This window comes from Acidovorax sp. 59 (assembly GCF_002754175.1).
Taxonomy (GTDB): domain Bacteria; phylum Pseudomonadota; class Gammaproteobacteria; order Burkholderiales; family Burkholderiaceae_C; genus Acidovorax; species Acidovorax delafieldii.
Window position 1 is genome coordinate 3901515 of sequence record NZ_PEET01000001.1, and the last position, 25324, is coordinate 3926838.

A 25324-nucleotide genomic window follows, 5' to 3' on the forward strand; every position below is an offset into this window, starting at 1 on the left:
TAATGCTTATCGCGGATCAATTTGCCGACGACAGGAGTCGCTGGCGCTGCTCAATGACACGCCACGGCAGGCCATTACGACCAGAAGAAGACAGCGCAACCACCCAGCTACGTTCCAGCGTTACAGCACCATCTAACGGAACCTCCGCAATGACACTCAGCGGCCCACCCGAGCCGCCGCCCTTGAAGGCGGCATTGAGTGACGTCGTGTCCATGGGAAGGGGCGAATTTTCACGCTGGGCGTATAGCTGGCTCGCCAGAGCGACGTTACCTTCTGCGAGTACCACCAGCACAGGGAGCGGCGCAGCCTCGGGATTCACCAGCCCGCCCCCTCGTAAGGAGGCCGAGATGAGATCTTGAATCCTAGCATAGAGGGCATAGTCCACCCCTGGAACAGTCAGCAGGTCTTCTGGCGCATCGAAGCCTATTGGCGTACCACCCGCTGCAGGACGCTTGCGCCATTCCACCACAGCGCGCGCCAGAACCGCAGCATTGGCAGGAGCCACTCCTGCAGCATGCTGAAACAAGGCAGCCAAAAGAGGTTCTGCGGCATTGTTAATGTCTACCAACCCGTTCAGACTTTGCGCTCTTACACGAATCCACCGGCCTCCAAACTCCAACTCTACATGCTCGCTTTTATTGACTGGTAGAGCGCGCGCAGTGATTTCTTGCAGGACCAACCGATTCGCGGCGTCCCCGAGTGCGGCAGCCTCCACAACCGCGCGGTGGCGCGAAGCCTTGCGAATCTCCAGCTTGGCAGAGTGGATCAGCCCAGTGGCAGCCAGGCTGAGCGCGGCCACAATCCAAAGCACCGCGATAAGTGCAAGGCCTCTATGAGTCGGCACTTCTCGGATCATGACGACCCACCACCGACAGTAAAACCGCCGCCCGAGCCGGAGCCTTGCAACAACGGAAAAATGCCGATAACGGTCGGTGGCCATGCGCCGTCAATATCGGATATCTGCAGGCGCACCCGCTCTGGCAACTGATCCGCGACCGGCCAGCCCTCCACCCACCCCTTTGGCCACGATTGCAACGGAGCGCCAGCTGGGGGCCGCCCTTCAGCCTGGACATTGAATTGCGTCAATTGATGCACCAGCACCCTGCTATCACTTCGCCGCCAATCCGGCGTATCGCCCGCCTCAGGGAGCCACGGCACAAAGCGCAGCACCAACTGGAATTGACCGGTGGAAGCTTTTTCCACCCCCAGGCGGAAATAATGCCGCCCCCCAACGCCCGGACGAGCAGGCATGACGCCCACCCATTCAATCATGGATGCACTGGCACGAAATTGCACGACCTGACCGGTACCCGATTCGGCTGTTTGCATTTGCAGCTTACGCCCCGATACGCGCGCAATAAGTTGCCGCATGAGTCCTACAGACACACGCATCTCGTCGATGCGTCCAAGGCGTTGGTCCACCCTGGACTCAGTCTGAGCGATGGTCCGCAACGATGACCCCAGTGCCACCATGATCACGGCCAGCAGTGACACAGCCACCAGCATTTCGACCAAGGTGAATCCTTTTTCGGCGGCTTTCACTGCGCAACCTCTCCAGGATCCGGCTTGCGCTGGGGGAGCAATGTTTGCAGTTCCCATTTCTGCGGCCTGGAGCCATCCATCCAATTCAATGTGATCACTACCTGGTGCAGTCTGGTGACGTTGAGAGATGTGGAGGACGCAGACAGCGATGCAGGCCCAGCGCTTCGGACATAGGGAGTACTTCGAACCTGCCACGCAAAGCCAGCGGATTCCCCCGACTCGTTCCATCCATCGGCTGCGACAGACTCTCGGGAGGACAAAAGAGACTCTGCAACCATTGCGGCCTGTTGCTGGTAAACCATTTCCGCCACATTGCGTGCGCTGGACCCCATGCTGCGATACAGCAGACCAAGAGCGATTGCCATGATTGCAAAGGCAACCAACAACTCGAGCAGCGACAGACCGTGTTGCACGGCCCGGAAACCCCTGCGCATGGTCATTGGCTGAATGGCTCCTGCTCCACTCGGCCCGTCAACCAATCAACACGGATTCGAGTGCCGACACCCGAAGGGCGGGCCAGCTCCAGGGTGCCGCCGGTCGCTCCACCGTCTGGCAAGAACAGGATATTCGCTACCTGTCTGTCTGTCAGTTCTTGCTGCCCCACAGTCGCCCGAATTTCAAGCGCAGAAGGGATGGCCCGAAAACGCTCACCCTGCAAACCAAACTCCCTGTGCCGCATATCCATTTGAAACCGGACGGGCGAACCGCCGCTTGCAGCCCGCATGCGCGCACTGCGGAGTTCTGCAACTACGGCACGTACCGTGGTGCGGTACTGGGTGGCCTCCCGCAACTTATCAAAGGCCACAGGGGCCAGACCCACGATCAGCGCACCGATGGCAAAAACCACCAGCAGTTCCACAAGCGTAAATCCCCCGGGACGCGAGTAGCGCCGAAATCTGGCCACGCCCAATGGAGGCTGCGGCATCCGACAAGTCACGGCAATGCCCGCAGTTCGCTATTGCTGGTTGCGCACATCAGCGTTTTCACCATCGCCCCCGGCGACACCATCGGCGCCGAAGGTCAGAATTTCGACCCCCCCACCAGGCGCCGGGCTAGTGTACTTGTAGGGCTTACCCCAAGGGTCGTTCGGAACTGAGCCTTTGATATACGGACCGTTCCAGCCGTTAGCGGATCCGGGCTTTGCGGTGAGCGCCTGTAATCCCTCTTCGGTTGTTGGGAAACGCCCGACATCCAGCTTAAAAAGTTCCAGTGATTTTTCGAGGTCTGCAATTTGCACGGCGGCTGTCTTGCTCTTCGCCCCACCCAGTTGCCCGAGAACGCGTGGCCCCACAAGGCCTGCCAGCAAAGTAAGAATCGCCAAAACCACCAGCAACTCAATCAACGTAAAACCCCGGTGCTTTTGAGCGCGTTCATTCAACATAAAAGGGGACATGGATAAGCCTTCGATAGGGGAGAGTAGCAGCCGCCATCAGGCAGCCAAATCGTTCACTGAAAGGATGCCGAGCAAGATCGACACAATAATGGCCGCAATGAGCAGACCCAACACCAGAATCAGTAGCGGCTCCAGCATGGTCAGCGCGCGCTTGATTCCGGTTTCTACATCACGGTTATAAATATGGGCCAACTCCAGGAGCATAGGACCGATACGACCGGTCTCTTCGCCCACTCTGATGAGGTTGATAGCCAAAGGTTCAAACACCTGGGTCGCACCTAAGGCGTCTACCACCTTGGCGCCGTCCTTCACCCGAGGAGCCACATTGGCGAGCGAGGCTCTGAGGCTAACGTTGCCGACGGTCTCAGTCGCGATGTGCAATGCCGAGATCAACGGGACACCATTGCCCAGCAGCGTACCCAGTGAACGCGAGAAGAGCGTCAGATCGTATTTGTGCAGCAATCGCCCCAATACGGGCATCCCGAGCGCCCTCTTTTGCCACCAAACTTTACCTTGCGGTGATCGCCACCAGCGGCGCAAAGCCCACCCCACCAGAAAGCTCAGTATGGCAATCGCCCAGCCATATTGCGTAAATGCTTGGCCCAGGTGCATTACAAATCGGGTCGGCGCAGGCAGGGCATCACCCATGTCTTTGAACAAGGTTTCAAACTGGGGCACTACGAAGCCCAACATAGCACCGAGAGACAGTACGGCGACTCCTAGCAAAATCGCCGGATATATGGCTGCAGACACAACGCTCTCACGCAGAGCCCTGAGTCGCTCCATGTGTTCGACAAGTCTCTCGAAGACCGCACCCAACTGGCCACTGGCTTCTCCAGATCTCACCATGTTGATATAGAAGTCCCCAAACAGGTCGCGGTGCCTAGTGAGCGCCTTACTCAAGGAGACCCCCCCTTTGACGTCATCCAAGATCTGGTGGGTTATCTCTGAAACTGCGGGCTTATGACTCATCCCGATAAGCACCCGCAACGCCGTGTCCAAAGCCAAGCCAGCCTTGAGCATTATGGAAAGCTCCGACGTCAGCAGCAGCACATCACCCGCCCCCGCTGCTCCCCCCTGTGATCTGCCGAGCTTCCAGAAGCGCTGTTTGGACTTTGCTGGTTCCGAGACGCCGGTCGTACTCACAGGACTCGCGGCTGAAAGGAGCTCTACGACGCTAATGGGCGTAAGGCCCTGAGATCGCAGATGACGCAGTACTTGCGCCTGCTCAAGCGCTTCGAGATGACCCTGGGACATCTGCCCTTGGGACGTCGCCGCTTTCCAAAAAAAATCAGGCATCCGACTGGTCCTCGGTCACTCGGAGCACCTCATCCAAGCTAGTTTGGCCTTCTGCTACTTTGCGTAAACCATCGTCATAGAGGCTAATCATTCCGGCCGCCACTGCTTTGGCATGCAATAAGGAAGCATCTGCACCGTCCAGAATTGCGCGCCGTAGCACATCATCGACAACCAGTAGCTCGTGAACTCCCGTTCGTCCGCTGTATCCCGTTCCCCTGCAGTGCTCGCAACCAACAGCCCTGTAGACGGGAGCACCAGGAGCAATAAACCTCCCCAGCCCCGTGGTTTCCAGCACCGAGGCTTCTGGAACATGAGGCTCCCGACAGAGCTTGCAAAGACGGCGAACCAGGCGCTGAGACAAAACGCCATTGACTGATGAAGTAATCAAATACCGTTCAACACCCATGTCGGTGAGGCGAACCACTGCGCCAGCGGCAGTGTTGGTGTGAAGGGTAGACAGGACCAAGTGTCCAGTCAGCGCAGACTGCACCGCAATTTGGGCCGTTTCGCCATCGCGCATTTCACCAATCATGATGATGTCGGGGTCTTGGCGCAGGATCGATCGTAAGGCGCGCGCAAAAGTCAGCCCGATCTGGGCATGCACCTGTATCTGGTTGATCCCCTCCAATTGGTATTCGACGGGCTCCTCGACAGTGATGATCTTGTGCGCGTCTGCGTCAATTTTGGAGAGCGCTGCGTACAGCGTGGTCGTCTTGCCAGACCCTGTGGGTCCCGTGACCAGCAAAATGCCGTGCGGCCTAGCCAGCAGGCCATTGAACCGCTGCAAGGTCGTTCGCGCAAATCCCATGTCCTCCAGGCTGAACAAGACGCTCGAGCGATCCAGCACGCGCATGACCACACTCTCACCATGAACAGTAGGAACCGTTGACACACGGAGGTCTAGTTCGCGGCCCTTGACCCGGGTCTTGATGCGCCCGTCTTGCGGCAAACGACGCTCTGCGATGTCCAGGTGAGCCATGAGTTTCACGCGTGAATTGACCGCAGCGCTATGCCGCGGCGGAACAATTTCTGCCGTGGAAATGACACCATCGACCCGATAACGTACATGCAGTCCGTCATCGAAAGGCTCTAGGTGTACATCCGAAGCGCGCAGATCCGTCACCCGACCAATGATGGCATTCACGAGCCGAATCACGGGCGCTTCGCTCGCCAAATCCTTGAGGTGCTCAACGAAGTCTCCCCCATCGCCCTCAAATATCTCGTGGTCGGGTTCTTCCTCTACTGCCTCTACCTGGGTGGACAACGCTTTTTCCACGTCGGCCGCCAGCGCAAGACACGGATGGATAGCAAGACCCGTGGCAAGGCGCAGCGCCTTGATGACGTATGCGTTTTGCGGAGCCACCATGGCCACTGTGAGCCCCGTGTCATCGAGACGTATCGGCACGATGCCGTGAGCACGCGCAAACTCGGGCAAAAGGCCTGCCACTTCGGGAAGAACCGACGGAAATTGCTCGCCCTGCAGCCAGGGTACAGACAGCTGCCGGGACAGCGCTTGAGCGACATCCACCTCGGATACTAGGCCCAAGCGAGAGAGCACGCTCCCCAGCAGCCCCCCCATTTCCTCCTGGGCCGCCAAGGCGCGCTCAAGATCACGGCCTGACAACTTCCCAGCCGCCACAAGCAACTCACCCAATCGCATGCTTGGTGCGGAGGTTAACGTGGGATCAACAATAGCAATGGTGGAGTTCATGCAGTGGCCGGTAGGGACAGATCGATGGCAGGGACCGAATGGTAACGGTCATCGACCACGCGGGGAGTGGGTCCGAAGAGCATGACGCTGCCGCCAGAATCTCCAGCAAGCAGAGGAAAACCACAGCCGCCACAGGCTCCGAATATGCCAAAGTAAATGGTGCGCATCGCTACGACTTGCCCGCCGCGCCGTGTGCGTAACACACGCATTTGACACCCCCACCAAGCGGTAACCCGCCAACTGCAACCGCAGGCAGATGTCGACATCCTCGCAATACATGTGGTAACGCTCATCAAATCCCTGAATTTCAGCAAACACCTCGGCAGGAAACAGTAATAGCGCGGCACTTACCCAATCGGGAATGTGCACATCTCGCTCGGACGAACTTTTCAACACATGCCTTTTCCATAGCGCCCACGGCGTGGGAAGCAGACGCCGGTAGTCCTGAGGTCGTCCTTTGCCGTCGATTTGTATGGGATATACGCAACCAACCTCCGGCTGACAAGCGCTATCCAGCAAGGCGAGCCAAGGATCCGCACTCCACGAAATATCTGGATTCATCACAACAAAATACTTGGAAGGACTATTTTGCGATCGATCCTTCAAAAAAGCCTGGTTGTGATTTGCACCAAACCCCAGGGGGTGCCGGTTAACGATCAAAAAAAATTTGATTCGCCCGATGCAATACTCTCCATTGACCTGCCATGGTCGAAGACCATCCAATAGCTTTGGCTCTGGCACATTGATGGTGATCCAAATGCGCTGGCACCAAGACAAGTCAGGTGCAGCCGATAGCAGCTGCAAAAGAGCCAGCACTTGCGCACCATGCCCGTGACTAACCACGGAAATACTCACAGACACCCGAAGACCCCGAACATCTATTGATCCAATATCGCAATGAGATCGTCGAGACGAGGAGCATCGCGGTCTTTGTTTGATAGCACAGGACTATCGCCAGTTTCTGGCCATGTCACTCCGATGCGCGGATCGTTCCAGGCGATAGAACGCTCAGCCTCTGGGGCATAGTAAGCAGTAGTTTTATACAAAAAATCTGCGGTATCGCTCAACGTTAAAAATCCATGGGCAAAGCCAGGGGGCACCCACAGCTGTTGGTTATTTTCCTCAGTCAGCTCGGCACCAACCCATTGTCCAAAAGAGGGCGAGTTTTTTCGAATATCAACCGCCACATCGAAAACAGCCCCTCTGACACAGCGTACCAACTTGCCCTGCGCCCACGGTTCCAACTGGAAGTGCAACCCCCTCAAAACGCCCTTAGCGCTGCGGCTGTGGTTATCCTGGACGAACTGATGGGACGTCCCCGTCGCTTCGTTAAAAACCCGCTGATTGAAGCTCTCAAAGAAAAACCCGCGGGCATCCCCGAACACCTTCGGCTGGATCAGAACGACGTCGGGAATAGCGAGGGGGGTGGCTTGCATACGGGTTCTCAATAAATTTTTTCCTGGGCCACGCGCAACAGATACTGGCCGTAGCCGTTCTTGGTGAGGGGCAGCGCAAGGCGCTTAAGCTGGGCGGCGTCGATCCATTGCTGGCGCCACGCGATTTCTTCGGGGCAGGCGATCTTGAGACCCTGGCGGCGCTCGAGGGTGGCGATGAACTGGCCCGCCTCCAGGAGACTTTCATGCGTGCCTGTATCGAGCCACGCATAACCCCGCCCCATGATCTCTACGCTCAACTGCCCTTGCTCCAGATACAGACGGTTCAAATCAGTGATCTCCAGCTCTCCACGCGGCGAGGGCTGAAGTTTCTTGGCCATCTCAACCACTTGGTCGTCGTAGAAGTACAGGCCTGTGACCGCATAGCTGCTCTTGGGTTGTGCTGGTTTTTCCTCCAGAGAAAGCACTTTACCCCGGGAATCGAACTCAGCCACGCCATAGCGCTCAGGGTCCTGCACATGGTAGGCAAAAACACTGGCCCCCACTTCTCGCTGCCGGGCGTTTTTCAGCAGCTCGTGGAAGTCGTGCCCGTAGAAGATGTTGTCACCGAGCACCAGCGCACTAGGAGCTCCACTCAAAAAGACTTCGCCGATCAGGAAAGCCTGCGCCAGGCCGTCTGGACTTGGCTGCACTGCGTACTGCAAGTTCAATCCCCACTGGCTGCCGTCACCCAACAGTTGCTCAAAACGGGGCGTGTCTTGCGGTGTACTGATGATGAGGATGTCCCGAATGCCCGCGAGCATGAGCGTGCTCAGGGGGTAGTAGATCATCGGCTTGTCGTACACCGGCAGGAGCTGCTTGCTGATAGCCAGGGTGGCCGGATGCAGCCGAGTGCCGGAGCCTCCAGCCAGGATGATGCCTTTGCGTCGCGTCATGTAGAGAGTACCGATCAGAGAACTTCAGCCAGCATGCGCGCCACGCCCGCTTGCCAGTGCGGCATCTGCAGGCCGAAGGTGGTCTGCAGCTTGCCGGTATGAAGGCGCGAATTGTGCGGGCGCACCGCAGGAGTGGGAAATGCGCTCGAAGGGACGGGCGCGACTTCTTTTGCTTTGATTTGGATAGCAGGTTGCGCAAGCTGCGCCTGCGCGATCACGAACTTTGCGTACTCGTTCCAGTTCGTTTCACCGGCTGCGACACAGTGGTACAGACCTGCGTCCTGCGGGCGCTGCTGCACGTGACGCAGCGCATGCGCCGTCACATCGGCCAGCAGGTCGGCCCCCGTGGGCGCGCCCCACTGGTCGTCGATCACGGTCAGGCGATCGCGCTCCTGCGCCAGCCGCAGCATGGTCTTGGCGAAGTTGCCGCCGCGCGCCGCATAGACCCAGCTGGTGCGCAGAATGAGGTGCTTGGGGCACGCCTGCGCGATGAGCTGCTCGCCCTCGAGCTTGGTGCGGCCGTACACGCTCAAGGGAGCAGGCATGTCGGTCTCGACCCAGGGGCGGCTGCCGCTGCCGTCAAAGACGTAGTCGGTGCTGTAGTGCACCAGCCATGCGCCGAGCTTCGCCGCCTCCAGCGCGATGGCGCCGGGAGTGGTGGCATTCAGCGTGCGAGCGAAATTGGCTTCGCTCTCGGCCTTGTCCACAGCGGTGTGGGCCGCAGCATTGACGATGATGTCGGGGCGCAGGGCGCGCAACGTCTCGGCCACACCCGCCGGGTTCGCAAAGTCGCCGCAGTGATCCGCGCTGTCGTGGTCCAGCGCCGTGACCGTGCCCAACATGGACAAGCTACGCTGCAACTCCCAGCCAACCTGGCCGCCTTTGCCAAAGAGCAGGATGTTCATGCGCGGGCGTCCGCTGCGGGGGTTGGCTGCTGCTCGTACTGGGTCTCCACCCAATCGCGGTACGCACCAGTCTGCACACTGGCCACCCAGTCGCCATTCTCCAGGTACCACTGCACGGTCTTGCGGATGCCGGTGTCGAAGGTCTCCGCAGGCTTCCAGCCCAGCTCACGCTCGATCTTGCGCGCATCGATCGCGTAGCGGCGGTCGTGGCCGGGGCGGTCTTTCACGTACGTGATCTGGGCCTTGTAGCTCCTGCCGTCGGCGCGGGGGCGCAGCTCGTCGAGCAGCGCACACACCATGTTCACGATCTCTATGTTGGGCTTCTCGTTCCAGCCGCCCACGTTATAGGTCTCGCCGGGCGTACCGGCTTCCAGCACGCGGCGGATGGCGCTGCAGTGGTCCTTCACGTACAGCCAGTCGCGCACCTGCATGCCGTCGCCATACACCGGCAGGTTCTTGCCGGCCAGAGCGTTCACGATCATCAGCGGGATCAGCTTCTCGGGGAAGTGGTACGGCCCGTAGTTGTTGCTGCAGTTGGTGGTGAGCACAGGCAGGCCATAGGTGTGGTGCCAGGCGCGCACCAGGTGGTCGCTGGCGGCCTTGCTGGCGCTGTAAGGGCTGTTGGGCTCAAAGCCACGCGTCTCGGCGAAGGCCGGGTCGGTGGGGGCCAGCGATCCGTAGACCTCGTCGGTGGACACATGCAGGAAGCGGAAGGCGGCACGTTCGCCCTCGGGGAGCGCGCTCCAGTAGGCACGCACGGCCTCCAGCAGGCGGAACGAGCCCACGATGTTGGTCTGGATGAAATCCTCGGGGCCATGGATGGAGCGATCCACATGCGATTCAGCCGCGAAGTTGACCACGGCGCGCGGCTTGCGCTCAGCCAGCAAGCGGGCCACCAGCGCGGTGTCGCCGATATCGCCCTGCACAAAGATATGGCGCGCGTCGCCCTGCACGCTGTCCAGGTTGTGCAGGTTGCCCGCGTAGGTGAGCTTGTCGAGGTTGACCACGGGCTCGCTGGAGGCAGCAAGCCAGTCAAGAACGAAGTTGGCGCCGATGAAACCCGCGCCGCCAGTAACCAGAATCATAGGGAGGGCCGTGTGAAATGCCAGCTCGGCAGAACCCATGATTATTCCACCCCGCCCGGCCCCCGGGTAACAGAGTTCAACGCGGGTATTTCTGTCTGGGCCGGCGGGTCATCAGAAGTGGATGCCACGCATCATTTGCTGCAGCGCTACCGCCTCGGCGGACAACTGCGGCTTGGCATCCTTGGCGCCCTTGGCGGCGGTGGAATCCGGGAACATGCGGAAGCTCGTGTTCATGGTGATCTGCGCCACGCGCGGCACCAGGGCGTGCAGCAGTTGGCCGGTGATGCCCAAGCGCGTGGCGATACGCACCGGCTTGAAGATGCAGGCTTGGGCGATCATGTCCGCTGCCTCTTCAGGACTCAGCGTGGGTACGTTGTTGTAGATCTTGGTGGGCGCGATCATGGGCGTGCGCACCAGGGGCATGTTGATGGTGGTGAAGGTGATGCCCTGGTCCGCGAACTCGCTGGAGGCACAACGCGTCCAGGCATCCAGTGCTGCCTTGCTGGCCACATAGGCCGAAAAGCGGGGTGCGTTGGTGAGCACGCCAATGGAGCTGATGTTGACCACATGGCCCTTGCGCTTTTCGACCATGCCAGGCAAGAAGCCCATGGTCACCCGCAGGCAGCCGAAGTAGTTCAGCTGCATGGTGCGCTCGTAATCGTGGAAGCGGTCGTAGCTCGACTCGATGGCGCGGCGGATGGAGCGGCCCGCGTTATTGATCAGGAAATCCACACCGCCATGCTTGTCGATGAGCAGCTGCACAAAGCGATCGCAATCGGTCATGTCGGCGATGTCGGCCGAGTACGCGATGAAGCTGTAGCCTTTCGCCTTTGCCTCGGCACAGGCCTCGTCCAGCTTGTCCTGGTCGCGCCCGCAAATGATGGTGGTGGCACCCGCCTCGGCAAACTTGTGCGCCGCCGCCAGCCCGATGCCAGACGATCCACCGGTGATCAGCACCACCTTGCCCGCTACCGTGCCCTTGAGGGTGCGGTCGATGAAAAGCTCGGGATCCAGATTGCGCTCCCAGTAGTCCCACAGGCGCCAGGCGTAGTCCTTGAGGTTGGGGCAGGTCACCCCCGAACCCTTGAGAGCTGCCATGGTCTCGCGGCAGTCGAAGCGGGTGGGGTAGTTCACGAAGGTCAGCATGTCCTCCGGCAAGCCCAGGTCTTTCATGACGGCATTGCGCACGCGGCGCACGGGCGCCAGCGCCATCAGACTCTTCTTCACACTCTTGGGAATGAAGCCCAGCAGCGCGGCGTTGACGAACAGGTTCATGCGCGGCGCATGGGCGGCGCGGCTGAAGATGTCGAGCACATCGCCTACACGGTAACCCACTGGGTCCACCAGGTGATAACACTTCTTGGTGATGTCTTTTTGGTGGCTGATGACGTTCAGTGCGTTCACCACAAAGTCCACCGGCACGATGTTCACGCGCCCTCCTTCCAGACCCACCGTGGGCATCCAGGGCGGCAGCAGCTGGCGCAGGCGCTGGATGAGCTTGAAGAAGTAGTAGGGGCCGTCGATCTTGTCCATCTCGCCGGTCTGGCTGTCACCCACCACCATGGCCGGGCGGTACACCGTCCAGGGCACCTTGCAGTCTTGGCGCACGATCTTTTCGCTCTCGTGTTTGGTCTGGAAGTACGGGTGGTCCAGGCCCTCGGCTTCCTCGAACATGTCTTCGCGGAACACGCCTTCGTACAGACCTGCGGCCGCGATGGAGGAGACATGGTGGAAGTGCCCGGCATCAATCGCCTTGGCCAGGTCCACCGTGTTGCGCGTTCCCTCGATGTTCACGGCCACCTGGGTTTCTTCGTCAGCAGAGAGGTCATACACCGCGGCCAGGTGGTAGAAGTGGTCGATCTGGCCCTTGAGCTTCTTCACGTCGTCTGCCGAGACGCCCAGCTTCTTGGCGGTGAGGTCGCCAAACACGGGGATGGCGCGTGCAGGGCCTACGCCCCAGAAGCTGCGCAGGTCGGCCACCTTGTCCGCACTTTCCTTGCGGATCAGGAAATGCACCACCGCCCCCTTGCGCTCCAGCAGCTTCTTGACCAGCCGCTTGCCAATGAACCCTGTTGCCCCCGTCACGAAATACTGCATGGATAACTCCTCTGAGATAGCTTCATTCTTGCCCAAGGCCTGCACACCCCGATTCAGCAGAAACCCGCGCCGATGCTAGGTGCCCAGCGGGCACGCGGGCTAGATGGCACGCTCTACATTTTTAGGAGCGCGCGCCTACACCTTGCGCACCGTGCGGCGTACAGTGCGGCCATGAGTCGAAGGCAAAATCGCCCCGGCAACCCCAACCAACCGCACCATGGAGGCCTTATGGTCAAGAAACTGCAGAAACTCAGCGCTGACAAGAAGAAGAGCAACGCCCAACTGTCCAGCACCGTCAAGGACTCCGCCCAGCAGATCTGGCTGGCCGGTCTGGGTGCCTTCTCCAAGGCGCAGGAAGAAGGTGGCAAGGTGTTTGAAGCCCTGGTCAAGGAAGGCCTGACCATCCAGCGCAAGACCCAGGCCGTGGCCGAAGAAAAGATCACAGAAGCCACCAGCCGCGTGACCACCATGGCCAGCGACATCGGCTCCAAGGCCCAGGGCCAGTGGGACAAGCTCGAAAACATCTTTGAAGACCGCGTGGCCAAGGCCCTGGCCAAGCTGGGCGTGCCCTCGGCCCGCGACCTGGAAGCCCTGAGCGCCCGTGTAGACGCCCTGGCCAAGGGCAGCAAGGCTGCCCCCGCCAAAGCTGCTGCCAAGGCAGCCGCCAAGCCTGTTGCCAAGGCCCCTGCCAAGAAGGCGGCTGCAAAGAAGGCCGCGCCTGTCAAGGCAGCGGCAAAGCCTGCAGCCAAGGCCCCCGCCAAGAAGGCTGTGGCCAAGAAGACCGCAACACGTGCCGCTGCCGACGCAGCCCCCAGCACGCCGTCGGCCAGCTGATCACGGCTTGCCAGCGGCAAGCACCCAGCTCGCACCAAGCGGTCCGCGCGCCACGGCGCCTGGACCGCTTTTCTTTTTTTGGTGAAACCCGTGAAGTGCGCTAAAAGCGATCTGGGAGCGACACGCGCGTCCTCTTCTCATGTCGCACTGCAGCATGACTGCGTGGGTTAGAGTAGCCATCAGAGACAACGCAACAACGACACACAACGACGCGAAGGGGCCCACACACATGGTGAAGAAAGCGCCACGCCGCACCGCAGAACGCATTCTGGAAGTGACGCTGGACCTGTTCAACCGGTTCGGTGAACCCAACGTCTCCACCACCCTGATCTCGGCCGAGTTGCGCATCAGCCCTGGCAATCTCTACTACCACTACCCCGCCAAGGACGAGCTGATCAACGCGCTGTTTGATCGTTACGAAGGCTCGCTCACCGAGCTGCTGGCCGCAGCAGATGGTGTGCGCAATGTGGAGGACGCCTGGTTCTTCATGCACTCGCTGTTCGAGCTGATCTGGCAGTACCGCTTTCTGTACCGCGATCTCAACGACCTGCTGTCCAAGAACCGGCGCCTGGAAACCCACTTCCAGGCCATCCTCAAAAACAAGACCCGCGCCGTGCGCGCCATGCTCGATGGCATGGGACGCGCAGACGCGCTGCACATCGACTCGCGCGAGCTGGAGGCCACCGCCACCAGCATGGTCGTGGTGCTCACCTACTGGCTCAGTTTTGAATACGTGCGCGACCCGCGCCGCGCGCTGGAGCCTGAAAGCGCCCAGGCCGCGCTGCTGCGCGGAGCCCACCATGTGCTGAACCTGCTCATGCCCTACCTCGAAAGCGGCCAGCGGGCCCACCTGCTGGAGCTGGTCGGCGCCTACGCCGCAGTGCCTGGCTGATACAGAGACGGCCCACCACAGACACCCAACCACAAGAACTTCCGGAGACACACACCATGGCCAAATGGACCCCCTTCCCCCACGCCGGCGACTACCAGTTCGACGCTGCGAGCGTCAAGAAGCAATGGGCACGACTGCATGGCGGTGATGCCGAACCCTGCCCCAAGGACGTAGCCGCGCTGGAAGCGTGGGCGCTGTTCCACAACGGCGACTTTGAGAAAGCGGCGGCTGCAGGCCTGGCGGCCGGTGGAGGGGGCATTACCGCAGCCAACAAGGCCACCTCCATCTACGCCAACTACCTGGAGCCTAAGGAAAAGACGCGGCTGGACCTGTTCATGCAGGTGGCCGAAAGGGCCGAGGCCCAGGCAGCCGCAGAACCGAACAACGCCAACGCCTGGTACTGGCATGCGTATGCGCTGGGCCGCTACAGCCAGGGCATCAGCGTGGCCAAGGCGCTGGCGCAGGGCCTGGGCGGCAAGGTGAAGGAGTCGCTGGAAAAGGCCATCGCCCTGTCGCCCAAACACGCCGATGCGCGCATTGCGCTGGGTGCCTTCCATGCGGAGGTGATCGACAAGGTGGGTTCGCTGATTGGCGGCATGACCTATGGCGCCAAGAAGGACACGGGCCTCAAGTTGTTCCAGGAGGCCCTCAAGCTCAACCCGGGATCGGCCATCGCCATGATTGAGTACGCCAATGCCCTCGTCATGCTGGAGGGCGACAAGAAGATGAAGGAAGCCACTGCGCTCTACGAAAAGGCCGCCACCGCAGAACCCATGGATGCCATGGAGCGGCTGGATGTGGAGATGGCACGGGCGGAACTGGAAGAAGAGTAAGAGGCATCCCCCTGAGCGGCTTTGCCGCTTCCCCCTTCTCTCGACTGGCTACGCCATTCGGGAAGGTGGACGACACCCTCACTGCGGGACGGCCCTTGCTCGGTGTCTCTGGCTTGCGCAGCGCCTGTTTTGCACAGAGGTTTGCAGTAGATTGCCGTGTCGCGCTGCTATGGATGCGGAGCTCAAAAGCCCTCAGCCCCCAAACCGCTGCGCGGCAATCTCCAGCAGACCGTCAAAAATCAGGTTGTCCACCAGCTCAAACGGCCGCGTCATGCTGGGCGCCATCTTCCAGCCGGCGCCGCCGGTCATGATGCAGGCAGGCTCCTGGCCGCAGTGCTGCAACAGGTGCTGGTACATGCGCTCCACGGCCCCCGCGATGGCGTAGGTGCCTCCACTGGTCAGCGCATCGCTGGTGTTGGTGGGGAACGGGCGCACTTCGCCCGTAGGCACGTGCAGGCCGGCGGTGCCGGACTCGAGCGCACGCAGCATGATGCCGTGGCCGGGCAGGATCAGGCCGCCCATGAAGCGGCCCTCGGTGTCGATGCACTCCACCGTCACGGCCGTGCCCACCATCACCACCACCAGCGGCCGTGCAGGGCCGCTTGCCAGCACATGGTGGCGTGCGCCGATCATGGCCACCCACCGGTCCGAGCCCAGGCGCGAGGGGTGGTCGTAGCCGTTGGTCAACCCCGCCTCTTGCGCCGATGACACCACCCACGAGGGGGTGACGTCCCAGATTTCCATCTGCTCCTGTACGCGGCGTTTGACGGCATCTCCCGCCACCACACAGCCCAGCATGCGTGTCGGATGGGGCAGCGAGGCCCAGCTGCCTTCGGCCAGGCGGTCGATGTGGTCGAGAAACTCGGCGCCATGCGCAATGAGCGCAGCCCCGGGGCGGGGAGCGTCGTACAACGCCCATTTGAGACGGGTGTTACCGACGTCGATGGCCAGAAAAGTCATGCGGCGGATTATCCCGAGTTTTGCGATGCGCCCCTGCCCGAGGGCGACAGCCACGGCGGCACCACCTCTCCCCGACCCCCAAATTGTGAAAAATCGTGTCGCGCCCCTGTCCGACACGATGCAGCCGCCCGTACCCGCTACAGTGGTCCTCCCTGTTTCTGCAACATTAGGAGGTACGACATGGGTCTTTTCAGTTTCATCAAGGAAGCCGGCGAAAAGCTGTTTGGCGGCAAAGAAGCGCAGGCTGCCACGGCAGCCGCCCCCACGCAGGATGAACTCAACGCCAAGGCATCCAAGGCCATCGAGACCTACATCGCGTCCCAGAACCTGGGCGCCAGCAACGTACAGGTGGCATTCGACGGCACGCAAGGCAAGGTCACCGTCAAGGGCACCGCGCCCACCCAGGCCGCCAAGGAAAAAGTCACCCTGTGCTGCGGCAACGTGGCCAGCGTGACCAGCGTCGAGAACCTGATGGAGGTGACCAACCCCGAGCCCGAGGCCCAATACCACGACGTGGTGCGCGGCGACACGCTGAGCGCCATTGCCAAGAAGTTCTATGGCGACGCCAACAAGTACCCCGTGATCTTCGAGGCCAACAAGCCCATGCTGAGCCACCCCGACAAGATCTATCCCGGCCAGAAGCTGCGGATTCCGCCACTGACCAAGTAATCTCTCGCAGATTCAAGCCCTCTGAGCTGCCAGCGCTAGTAGAAAAAGCGCTGGCAGCTCTTTTTTTGATAGCGAATCAGCCCTGCTTCCACGGCAGGCCATGAAAGCGCCAGCCACCACGTTTGCCGCGTTGGCCTTGCGCATCCGCATCGCCCTCAAACCCTTCGAGGATGTTGTAAGCGGTGATACCCAACTCGGTGGCGCGGCGCGCGGCGGCAATGGAGCGCACACCGCTGCGGCACAGCAGCACGGCCCGTCCACCCTCCGGCACAGCAGCGCGCATCTGGGCATCGAAGTCGGCATTCATCGCCATGCCCGGCCATTGCTTCCAGGCCACCGCAGCGGCGCCGGGCACGTGGCCCACCCACTCGCGTTCGGCGTCGCTGCGCACGTCCACCAGCACGGCCTGCCCCGCCTGCACCCATTGCCAGGCCTGTTGGGGCGTCACGTCACCGGCATAGCCTTCGGCGGGAGTAACGGAGGAGAGCGTATTTGTCATGGTTTCGATCCTTTCTGGGCACTAGGCAAAACGTTTGGACTGGGCGCGACCGGCGCGAGGGACGCAAGCCAAGGGCCGCCCCGCAGCGAGGGCGTCGTCCCCCTTGAGGGAAGGCGCCGAAGGCGACTCAGGGGGGATTCACCATAGCGGGGCGGGTTCATCACGAAGATGGCTGCGCAGCTGCGCATAGTCCGGCACCACGGTGGCCACGGTGTCCCAGAAGCGGGGACTGTGGTCCATCACGCGCAGGTGGGCCAGTTCGTGCGCCACCACGTAGTCGATGATGGCCGGGCGGTAGTGCAGCAGGCGCCAGTTCAGGCGGATGGAGCCGTCGGCCTTGGCGCTGCCCCAGCGGGTATTGGCACTCGACAGGCGTAGGCTGGCCCAGCGCACGCCCAGCAGCGGGGCAAAATGGTCCAGCCGCTCGGTGAAGTGGCGGCGCGCGTCGCGCATCAACCAGGCCTGGACGGCATCGCGGACCTGTGCGGGGCTGGCGCTGTGCGGCAGGCCAATGTGCAGGCTGGGCGTCGTGGCTGCGCCGCCCTGCTCCACCGCTGCCACCAGCGCTCCGCCTTTGCCCGCAAAGCCGTGGCTCGGGTCCAGCACCAGCCTCAGCGGCTCCCCCAGATAGGGCAGCTCTGCGCCATGGGCCCAGACGATACGACCGCCTTCCATGCGCTGCTGGCGCTCGCGCGCCTCCGACAGCTTGCGCAGGATCCAGTCGGACTTCTCGCGCAGCGCGGCATCCACTGCGCCCAGCGTCACCCAGCTGGGGGCCCGCACCGACAGGCCATCGGCCCCCACGGTAAAGCCGATGCTGCGGCGGCGCGCGCGCTGCAGCGCATAGGCCACGACGGCATCTCCCAGCAACACCTCGCGGCTGGCCTGGGGGTGGCGGAATTCGGCGGGCGACAACAGCGAAGGCAGCGGCACCGCTGGCGCCGAAGGCCGGCTCACTATAGTTTTAGGAGCTACCGGCGCTTGATCGACTAGCGCTTGTGGCTGATTGGGCTTGAAACCTGCAGCCACAGGACTGGGGCCTGCTGCAGGGGCCCCGGGCGGGTCGAACAGGTCCAGCGCCAGTTGCACAAGCCGCTGCATCACGGTCGGTTTACTTCCCGCTGGGGGCCGTGGTGTTGGCCGCTGGGTAAGCCTCTGGGTCCAGGCGACGCATCTCGGCCTCGATCCAGGCCTCCACCTCGCGCATCAGTTCGTCGGGCTGGCGCCCCACGCTGGAGATGGGCTTGCCAATCGACACATCCACCACGCCGGGGCGCTTGACGAACGCCTTGCGCGGCCACACCTTGGCCGAGGTCACGGCGATCGGAATCACTGGCGCACCGGTGTCAATCGCCAGGCGCGTACCGCCGGTCTTGTAGTTGCCCTTCTGCCCCCGCTCAATGCGCGTGCCCTCGGGGAACATGATGATCCAGATGCCCTTGGCCAGCAGGTCCTTGCCCTGCTGCACCACCTTGTTGAAGGCCTGCGTGCGCTGGTTGCGGTCGATGTGGATCATGTCCAGCCGCCCGATGGCCCAGCCGAAGAAGGGCACGTGCAGCAGCTCCTTCTTGAACACGTAGGCCAGGGGGTGCGGCATGATCACCGGCATCAGGAAGGTCTCGTACGTGGACTGGTGCTTGACCAGCAGGATCGCGCCTTCATTGGCGCCCTGCGGCAGGTTCTCCATGCCGGTCACCTCGGCGCGGATGCCCAGAACCACCCGCGCGCCGCTGATGCACAGCGACAGCCAGGCCCGGGCGATGCGGTACAGGGGCACACCCCGCACGCCCAGCAGCGTGCCCAGCATGATGGCCAGCGCGTAAGGCACCACGGTGATGCCCATCCAGAGAAGGTGAATGACAGAACGGATAAGAGCCATTGGGATGTCTTTTTGGCCGCAAGCGCTAGTGAAATATGCGCCAACAGCTATGAATTAAATAGCATCAAGATGCTGCTGCGCCCTGTCACGACAGCGGCAAGGGCGCTGCGGCCACGGCGGCTGCGGCGCTTGGCACCACCGGCAGCAACTGGTCCACAAAATCTCCGAGGCTGGCGTGCAACTGCGTACCCGCCGGCAACCCCGCAGGCAACGCCCCGCCTGGCCGCAACGCGGCAGACCGGCCGGTGCACACCAGGTGCAACTGGGCCCCCAGGGCGGCACCCGCCTGCAGGTGGGCCTCGCAGCTGCCGACCACGCGGACCTCGTTGCGCTCCATGCCGTAGCGGTCGCAAATCTGCTCCAGCAGGCCCGGGGCGGGCTTGCGGCAGCTGCAGTCCTCGTCGGCCGCATGGGGGCAATAGAACACCGCGTCGATGCGCCCGCCCACCGCCGCCACCTGCCGGTGCATCTTGGCGTGGATGGCGTTGAGCGCCACCACGTCAAACAGCCCCCGCCCCAGTCCCGGCTGGTTGGTGGCCACCACCACATGCCAGCCGGCATGGTTGAGGCGGGCAATGGCTTCGAGCGCGCCGGGCACCGCCGCCCACTCGTCGGCCGAAGTGATGTATTCATCCCCCATCGGGTTGAGGGTGCCGTCGCGGTCGAGGATGGCGAGTTTCATAGGAGGGGTTTGCCTTGTGAGAACCACCAGCCTACCAGCACCAGGGGTCAGGCCGCCAGACGGGACAAATCGGCCACGCGGTTCATGGCTTCGTGCAGCGTCTTGAGCAGGCCCTGGCGGTTCAGGCGCAGGTCCAGTTGCTCGGCGTTCACCATCACGTCGTCAAAGAACGCATCCACGGGCGCGCGCAGCACGGCCAGGGTCTGCAGGCTGGCGGTGTAGTCGCCCGCGTCGAACTGGGCATTGGCCTCGGGCACAAAGCGCTGCAGCGCGGCGTACAGGTCCTGCTCGGCCTTTTCCTGCAGCAGGTTGGGGTTGACGTGGGCATCCACCGGGCCTTCGACCTCGGCCTTTTTCAGGATGTTGCCAACGCGCTTGTTGGCGGCTGCCAGGGCGGGGCTTTCGGGCAAGGCGGCAAAGGCACGCACTGCAGCCAGCTGCTTCTCGACCAGGGCCAGGCGCTGCGGGCGCAGGGCCAGCACGGCGTCCACTTCTTGCGCGCTGTAGCCTTGCTCACGCAGGCTGCCGGCAAGGCGGTCGTAGATGAAGTCGGCCAGAGCGGGCGTGGCGTCGGTGATCTTGTCGCCAAAGGCAGGCACGGCACCGGCCAGCAGCGCGCTCAAGTCCAGCGGCAGGTCTTTTTCGACCAGCATGCGGATCACACCCAGTGCATGGCGGCGCAGCGCGAACGGATCGCGGTCGCCTGTGGGCAGGTTGCCGATGCCGAACATGCCGACCAGGGTTTCGAGTTTGTCGGCCAGCGCCACCACAACGCCGGCGGTGTTGCGCGGCAGTGCATCGCCCGCAAAGCGGGGCTTGTAGTGGTCTTCGATCGCGTTCGCCACGGTCTCGCCCAGGCCGTCGTTCAGGGCGTAGTAGCCGCCCATGATGCCCTGCAGCTCGGGGAACTCGCCCACCATATCGGTCACGAGGTCGGTCTTGGCCAGTTGCGCGGCCAGGTCGGCGTCCTGCACCAGTTGCGCGTCGCCCAGCTGGGATGCAATCGCCTTGGCGATGGCGCGCACGCGCTCCACGCGCTCACCCTGCGTACCCAACTTGTTGTGATAAACCACCTTGCCCAGGCCCTCGACACGCGAGGCCAGGGTCTTCTTGCGGTCCTGGTCAAAGAAGAACTTGGCATCGGCCAGGCGGGGGCGCACCACGCGCTCGTTGCCGCCGGTCACAAAGCTCGTGTCTTCGGGGCTGATGTTGCTGACCACCAGGAACTTGTTGGTGAGCTTGCCCGCGGCGTCCAGCAGCGGGAAGTACTTCTGGTTGGCCTTCATCGTGAGGATGAGGCACTCTTGTGGCACACCCAGGAACTGCTCTTCAAACTGGCAGATGACCACGTTGGGGCGCTCCACCAGCGCGGTCACTTCGTCCAGCAGGGCTTCGTCTTCGATGGGGCGGGCGCCGTTGCCCACCTTCGCAGCAGCCGCAGCCAGCTGGCGCGCGATCTCGGCCTTGCGCTCGGCAAAGCTGGCGATCACGGCGCCGTCCTTCTTCAGCGTGGCGGCGTAGCTGTCGGCATCGGCCAGCACCACGGGCGACACGGCGGCTTCAAAACGGTGGCCGGTGGTGCTGTTGCCAGCGGTCAGGCCCAGCGCCTTCACGGGCACCACGGTGCTGCCATGCAGCGCCACCAGGCCGTGTGCGGGGCGCACAAAGTTCACGCTGGTCCAGCCGGGCAGCTCGCAGTCGGTTTCGAGCTGGTAGCTCATGACCTTGGGGATGGGGAGCTTGGCAATGGCTTCGTCCAGCGCCTTTTGCAGGCCCGCCGCCAACGTGGCACCGGGCACCACGCTGTCGTAGAACAGGGCTTCGGCCTTGCCGTCCTGCGCGCGCTTCAAGGCGGCTACAGCGGCTGCGGGGTTGGACACATCGGCGCCCAGCGCCTGCAGCTTTTTCAGCAGCGCAGGCGTGGCGTTGCCGTCCGCTTGAAGACCCACGGTCACGGGCATCAGCTTTTGCTGTACGGCCTTGTCGGCGGCCTTGTCGGCCACGGCGGTCACATGCGCGGCCAGGCGGCGGGGCGAGGCGAAGGGCGTGACCACCGAGGCGGCAGACGCCAGGCCCAGGGCCTTGAGCTGGTCGCCCAGCACGGTGGCGAAAGCATCGCCCAGCTTCTGCAGCGCCTTGGGCGGCAGCTCTTCGACAAACAGTTCAACGAGGAGGTTTTGGGTTGTCATCGTCATTTCTCTCACGCAGCCTTCTTCGTCATCTGTTCCACCCACTCGCGCGGCGCCATGGGGAAGCCCAGGCGCTCGCGGCTCTCGTAGTAGCTTTGCGCCACGGCACGGGCCAGGTTGCGGATGCGGCCAATGTAGGCAGCGCGTTCCGTCACGCTGATCGCGCCGCGCGCATCCAGCAGGTTGAAGCTGTGTGCGGCCTTGAGCACCTGCTCATACGCAGGCAACGCCAGCTGCTGCTCCATGAGGTACTTGGCCTGCTTTTCGTGCGCGTTGAAGGCCGTGAACAGGAAGTCCGCGTCGCTGTGCTCGAAGTTGTAGGTGGACTGCTCCACCTCGTTTTGCTTGTACACGTCACCGTAGCTCAGTGTGTCGGTCCACTTCAGGTTGTAGACGTTGTCCACGCCCTGCAGGTACATGGCCAGGCGCTCCAGGCCGTAGGTGATCTCGCCCGTGGCAGGCTTGCAGTCGATGCCGCCGACCTGCTGGAAGTAGGTGAACTGCGTGACTTCCATGCCGTTGAGCCACACCTCCCAACCCAGGCCCCAGGCGCCCAGGGTGGGGTTCTCCCAGTCGTCTTCCACAAAGCGGATGTCGTTCTTCTTCAGGTCAAAGCCCAGGGCTTCGAGCGAGCCCAGGTACAGCTCCAGGATGTTGGCCGGTGCGGGCTTGAGCACCACCTGGTACTGGTAGTAGTGCTGCAGGCGGTTGGGGTTCTCGCCGTAGCGGCCGTCCTTGGGGCGGCGGCTGGGCTGCACGTAGGCGGCCTTCCAGGGCTCGGGGCCAATGGCGCGCAGGAAGGTGGCGGTGTGCGAGGTGCCGGCGCCCACTTCCATGTCATAGGGTTGCAAAAGGGCGCAACCCTGCGCGTCCCAGTAGGACTGCAGCTTCAAAATGATTTGCTGGAATGTCAACATGGCGTCTGTGGCTGAGGCACTGGCAAGCCAGGGCCTGGCAAGTAAGGGGAAAAGAAGAAAACGGGGTGCGTGAGCCAAACCCAGCGCCCGCCGCCCCATGGGCAACAAGGACGGGCATCGCGCGCGCAAACCAGTGATTTTACGGCGCGCAGCCGCGCGTGCTGCGGCAGCGCCAGCAACACCGGCCCGCGCCCATGAAAAAAGGCCGGAGCCCTTTTGGAGCCCCAGCCTTCCCAACCAGTCACGCGAGCTATAAGCCGGTGCGTACCGGTGGCCACACAGGTGTGGCCGTCAACGCATGCATCGCGTCAAAGCATGGCGTTCTAACCTCGAAAACAGGGATCAATACTCCCAGAAAATGCGCTGCAGTTCCTTGCTGTCATTGGTCTTGGTGAGGGCCACCATGGCCAGGATGCGGGCCTTTTGGGGGCGCAGGTCATGAGCCACCACCCAGTCGTACTTGTCGTCGGGCTGCTCGGCATTGCGCAGCACAAAACCATCGGGCACGCGGGCCGAACGGATGATCTGCACGCCCTGACCACGCAAGGCCTTGAGCGAATCGACCGCCTGTGCGGCCACCGAGCCGTTGCCGGTGCCGGCATGGATCAGCGCCTTGACGCCGGCCTTGCCGTAGGCCTCGATGCCCGTGGTGTTCATGTTGCCGTAGCCGTACACGATGTCCACGGCGGGCAGCGCCTTGATATCGTCGATGTTGAACTCGGAGTTGGTCGTGTGGCGCTTGACCGGGGCGCGGAACCAGTAGTTCTTGCCTTCCACCACCATGCCCAGCGGGCCCCACTGGCTCTTGAAGGCCTCGGTCTTGATGTTGATGGTCTTGCTCACGTCGCGACCGCTCTGGATCTCGTCGTTCATCGTGACCAGCACGCCCTTGCCGGCGGCGTCCTTGCTGGCGGCCACAGTCACGGCGTCGTACAGGTTCAGCGCGCCGTCAGCCGACAGGGCCGTGCCGGGACGCATGGAGCCGACCACCACGATGGGCTTGTTGGTGCGCACGGTGAGGTTCAGGAAGTACGCGGTTTCTTCCAGGGTGTCCGTGCCGTGGGTGATGACGATGCCGTCCACGTCTGCCTGCTTGGCCAGGGCCGACACGCGCTGCCCGAGGCGCAGCAGGTGCTCGTTGGTGAAGCTCTCGGAGGCGATCTGGAACACCTGCTCACCCGACACCTTGGCCACATTGGCCAGCTCAGGCAGGCCTGCCAGGAGCTTGTCCACCGGCACCTTGGCGGCGGCATAGGTTGCGCTGTTGGCGGCCGAGGCGCCCGCACCGGCAATGGTGCCGCCCGTGGCCAGCACCACCACATTGGGCTTGGCAGCCTGGGCCATGGCAACGGCGGAGGCAGCAGACAACAGCAAACCCGCGAGCCAGCGGCTGGCGGTGGGGGAGGAAGAAATGCGCATGAAGAGGTCTCCTGATTTTTTTGGGTGGCAGCACGCGTTGCGCCGCTTTATTCACAACCGCCGGTGAAGCGGTGCCGCATCCTATGAGAAACCAGAACACAGTCATGCGGAATAATTGACCCACCCTTATGAATTCAGCTCATACCCCAGAACTGCCGTTCGAAGGCCATGAAGTGCCCCTCGGCCACCGCCACAAGCCAACTCCGCCATGAACTTGAGACAACTGGAAGTTTTTCAGGCCGTGCTGCAAACCGGCAACATGAGCGCAGCGGCGCGGTTGCTGTGCATCACGCCCTCAGCAATCAGCAAGGCCGTGGCACACACCGAGTTGCAGCTGGGCTACCGGCTGTTCAACCGCTCGCCGGCAGGCCTGACCCCGACGCCCGAGGCCCAGGTGCTGGCCACCGAGTCCACCGGTATCTACCGGCAGCTGGATGCGCTCAAGCGCACCGCGCGCAACCTGGCCACCAGTGATTCGGGCGATGTGCGGCTGGGCGCCATACCGTCCATCACGCACGAATTTCTGCCGCGCCTGCTGCAGCACCATGCCGAGCAGCATCCGCAGGTGGGTGTGGAGGTGCGCACCATCCACCAGGACCAGATGACGCAGGCCCTGCTCACGCGCAGCGTGGACTTTTGCCTGGGCTTCTACAAACACCCCCACCCACAAATCGCGAGCGACCTGCTGGTCAGTGGTCGCTTGTACCTGGCGGTCGCGACCAGCGTGTGGGCGCGTGCTCCCCGTGCCGCCAGCCCCGGTGCGCGGCTGGCGCAGGTGCCCGTGATCCGCCTAGTGGGCGACGACCCCATGCGCCAGGCGATTGACGAAATCGCACACCGCCTCGGTTCCCCCGCCGGGCCCGGCATCCAGGTGCAGACATCACGCCTGGCGCTGGAGCTGGTGCGCCGGGGCATGGGCTGGACGGTGGTGGACTTTCTCACCGCCAAGGGGCTGGACCCTGCGCAGATGGTGGCACAGGAGCTGCACGAGCTGGCCCCCATGTCGCTGTACAGCTACCACGCGCGCGCCTTTCCGCCCGGTCTGCAGGCCACCCGCATGCTGGGCATGTTGCCCGCCTTGCTGCACGAGGCCCTGCAGCCCAACCCCAAGGCCCGTCAGGCGCTGACGGCCCGATAGAGCCCATGAAAAACGGCCTGCATGTCCAGAGACAGGCAGGCCGTTGCGGTGG

Annotated in this window: 26 protein-coding genes; 5 read left to right on the forward strand and 21 right to left on the reverse strand. The window is 62.6% G+C overall.

Annotation, left to right across the window (positions count from 1 at the left end; all coding sequences use genetic code 11):
* Nucleotides 1-16: 16 nt before the first annotated feature.
* The 13 genes from CLU87_RS23195 to CLU87_RS17775 all read right to left on the reverse strand — a co-directional run bounded on the left by CLU87_RS23195 (nt 17) and on the right by CLU87_RS17775 (nt 12361).
* A complete protein-coding gene (locus tag CLU87_RS23195; RefSeq protein ID WP_143227296.1) occupies nt 17-940 on the reverse strand; it encodes a general secretion pathway protein GspK in 924 nt (307 codons plus the stop codon).
* Nucleotides 853-1542, reverse strand: coding sequence for a prepilin-type N-terminal cleavage/methylation domain-containing protein (locus tag CLU87_RS17725; protein WP_158236087.1), 690 nt, complete (start codon nt 1540-1542; stop codon nt 853-855). Before CLU87_RS17725 ends, CLU87_RS23195 begins: the two co-directional genes overlap by 88 nt.
* Nucleotides 1539-1982 (reverse strand): prepilin-type N-terminal cleavage/methylation domain-containing protein, encoded by a 444-nt coding sequence (locus CLU87_RS17730; protein ID WP_233193812.1) that lies wholly within the window; start codon nt 1980-1982, stop codon nt 1539-1541. The genes CLU87_RS17725 and CLU87_RS17730 overlap by 4 nt, the downstream gene beginning before the upstream one ends.
* Nucleotides 1979-2467, reverse strand: coding sequence for a GspH/FimT family pseudopilin (locus CLU87_RS17735; protein ID WP_099731298.1), 489 nt, complete (start codon nt 2465-2467; stop codon nt 1979-1981). Before CLU87_RS17735 ends, CLU87_RS17730 begins: the two co-directional genes overlap by 4 nt.
* A 30-nt stretch (nt 2468-2497) precedes the next feature.
* The gene (gene gspG, locus CLU87_RS17740) at nt 2498-2935 is read right to left on the reverse strand and encodes a type II secretion system major pseudopilin GspG (RefSeq protein WP_099731299.1); all 438 of its coding nucleotides are present in this window, start codon (nt 2933-2935) and stop codon (nt 2498-2500) included.
* Between the two features lie 36 nt (nt 2936-2971).
* Nucleotides 2972-4234, reverse strand: a complete 1263-nt coding sequence (locus CLU87_RS17745) for a type II secretion system F family protein (protein WP_099731300.1) — start codon at nt 4232-4234, stop codon at nt 2972-2974.
* Nucleotides 4227-5945, reverse strand: a complete 1719-nt coding sequence (locus tag CLU87_RS17750) for a GspE/PulE family protein (RefSeq protein WP_099731301.1) — start codon at nt 5943-5945, stop codon at nt 4227-4229. Before CLU87_RS17750 ends, CLU87_RS17745 begins: the two co-directional genes overlap by 8 nt.
* Nucleotides 5946-5993: 48 nt before the next feature.
* Nucleotides 5994-6761 carry a glycosyl transferase gene (locus CLU87_RS23200; protein ID WP_233193814.1) on the reverse strand — a complete coding sequence of 256 codons (768 nt, stop codon included), beginning with the start codon at nt 6759-6761 and terminating at the stop codon, nt 5994-5996.
* Between the two features lie 62 nt (nt 6762-6823).
* Nucleotides 6824-7381 carry a dTDP-4-dehydrorhamnose 3,5-epimerase gene (gene rfbC / locus CLU87_RS17755; protein WP_099731302.1) on the reverse strand — a complete coding sequence of 186 codons (558 nt, stop codon included), beginning with the start codon at nt 7379-7381 and terminating at the stop codon, nt 6824-6826.
* 8 nt (nt 7382-7389) lie between these two features.
* On the reverse strand, nt 7390-8274 hold the full coding sequence (rfbA, locus tag CLU87_RS17760) for a glucose-1-phosphate thymidylyltransferase RfbA (protein WP_099731303.1): 885 nt from the start codon (nt 8272-8274) through the stop codon (nt 7390-7392).
* A gap of 14 nt (nt 8275-8288) precedes the next feature.
* The gene (rfbD, locus tag CLU87_RS17765) at nt 8289-9179 is read right to left on the reverse strand and encodes a dTDP-4-dehydrorhamnose reductase (RefSeq protein WP_099731304.1); all 891 of its coding nucleotides are present in this window, start codon (nt 9177-9179) and stop codon (nt 8289-8291) included.
* Nucleotides 9176-10264 carry a dTDP-glucose 4,6-dehydratase gene (rfbB, locus tag CLU87_RS17770; RefSeq protein ID WP_099732231.1) on the reverse strand — a complete coding sequence of 363 codons (1089 nt, stop codon included), beginning with the start codon at nt 10262-10264 and terminating at the stop codon, nt 9176-9178. The genes rfbD and rfbB overlap by 4 nt, the downstream gene beginning before the upstream one ends.
* Before the next feature lie 111 nt (nt 10265-10375).
* Nucleotides 10376-12361: an SDR family oxidoreductase gene (locus tag CLU87_RS17775; protein ID WP_099731305.1), complete on the reverse strand. Its 1986-nt coding sequence runs from the start codon at nt 12359-12361 to the stop codon at nt 10376-10378.
* A 228-nt stretch (nt 12362-12589) separates the two neighbouring features.
* On the opposite strand from CLU87_RS17775, the gene CLU87_RS17780 reads away from it, so the two are divergent.
* From CLU87_RS17780 to CLU87_RS17790, 3 genes are all read left to right on the forward strand, one after another.
* A complete protein-coding gene (locus tag CLU87_RS17780; RefSeq protein WP_099731306.1) occupies nt 12590-13195 on the forward strand; it encodes a phasin family protein in 606 nt (201 codons plus the stop codon).
* 229 nt (nt 13196-13424) lie between these two features.
* Entirely contained in the window at nt 13425-14087 is a 663-nt protein-coding gene (locus CLU87_RS17785; protein WP_056059478.1) for a TetR/AcrR family transcriptional regulator, read from the forward strand.
* A gap of 56 nt (nt 14088-14143) precedes the next feature.
* Nucleotides 14144-14920: a hypothetical protein gene (locus CLU87_RS17790; RefSeq protein WP_099731307.1), complete on the forward strand. Its 777-nt coding sequence runs from the start codon at nt 14144-14146 to the stop codon at nt 14918-14920.
* Between the two features lie 192 nt (nt 14921-15112).
* Here CLU87_RS17790 and CLU87_RS17795 read toward each other — a convergent pair whose 3' ends face one another.
* On the reverse strand, nt 15113-15880 hold the full coding sequence (locus CLU87_RS17795; protein ID WP_056059481.1) for a type III pantothenate kinase: 768 nt from the start codon (nt 15878-15880) through the stop codon (nt 15113-15115).
* A 180-nt stretch (nt 15881-16060) separates the two neighbouring features.
* Between CLU87_RS17795 and lysM the strand changes: the two genes are divergently transcribed.
* Entirely contained in the window at nt 16061-16549 is a 489-nt protein-coding gene (gene lysM, locus CLU87_RS17800; RefSeq protein ID WP_056745437.1) for a peptidoglycan-binding protein LysM, read from the forward strand.
* Nucleotides 16550-16625: 76 nt separating this feature from the next.
* Here lysM and CLU87_RS17805 read toward each other — a convergent pair whose 3' ends face one another.
* From CLU87_RS17805 to CLU87_RS17835, 7 genes are all read right to left on the reverse strand, one after another.
* Nucleotides 16626-17048: a rhodanese-like domain-containing protein gene (locus CLU87_RS17805; RefSeq protein WP_099731308.1), complete on the reverse strand. Its 423-nt coding sequence runs from the start codon at nt 17046-17048 to the stop codon at nt 16626-16628.
* Nucleotides 17049-17186: 138 nt separating this feature from the next.
* Nucleotides 17187-18149, reverse strand: a complete 963-nt coding sequence (locus CLU87_RS17810; protein WP_099731309.1) for a M48 family metallopeptidase — start codon at nt 18147-18149, stop codon at nt 17187-17189.
* A gap of 10 nt (nt 18150-18159) precedes the next feature.
* Nucleotides 18160-18927, reverse strand: coding sequence for a 1-acyl-sn-glycerol-3-phosphate acyltransferase (locus CLU87_RS17815; RefSeq protein ID WP_099731310.1), 768 nt, complete (start codon nt 18925-18927; stop codon nt 18160-18162).
* Nucleotides 18928-19012: 85 nt separating this feature from the next.
* Nucleotides 19013-19609 (reverse strand): D-glycero-beta-D-manno-heptose 1,7-bisphosphate 7-phosphatase, encoded by a 597-nt coding sequence (gene gmhB, locus CLU87_RS17820; protein WP_056059492.1) that lies wholly within the window; start codon nt 19607-19609, stop codon nt 19013-19015.
* A gap of 47 nt (nt 19610-19656) precedes the next feature.
* The gene (gene glyS / locus CLU87_RS17825; RefSeq protein WP_056745445.1) at nt 19657-21798 is read right to left on the reverse strand and encodes a glycine--tRNA ligase subunit beta; all 2142 of its coding nucleotides are present in this window, start codon (nt 21796-21798) and stop codon (nt 19657-19659) included.
* Nucleotides 21799-21809: 11 nt separating this feature from the next.
* Complete coding sequence (glyQ, locus tag CLU87_RS17830; RefSeq protein WP_010462637.1) at nt 21810-22715, reverse strand: glycine--tRNA ligase subunit alpha; 906 nt, start codon at nt 22713-22715, stop codon at nt 21810-21812.
* Between the two features lie 342 nt (nt 22716-23057).
* Nucleotides 23058-24134 carry a type II asparaginase gene (locus tag CLU87_RS17835; protein WP_099731311.1) on the reverse strand — a complete coding sequence of 359 codons (1077 nt, stop codon included), beginning with the start codon at nt 24132-24134 and terminating at the stop codon, nt 23058-23060.
* A gap of 208 nt (nt 24135-24342) precedes the next feature.
* On the opposite strand from CLU87_RS17835, the gene CLU87_RS17840 reads away from it, so the two are divergent.
* Nucleotides 24343-25272, forward strand: a complete 930-nt coding sequence (locus CLU87_RS17840) for a LysR family transcriptional regulator (RefSeq protein ID WP_099731312.1) — start codon at nt 24343-24345, stop codon at nt 25270-25272.
* The last annotated feature ends 52 nt before the right edge of the window (nt 25273-25324 follow it).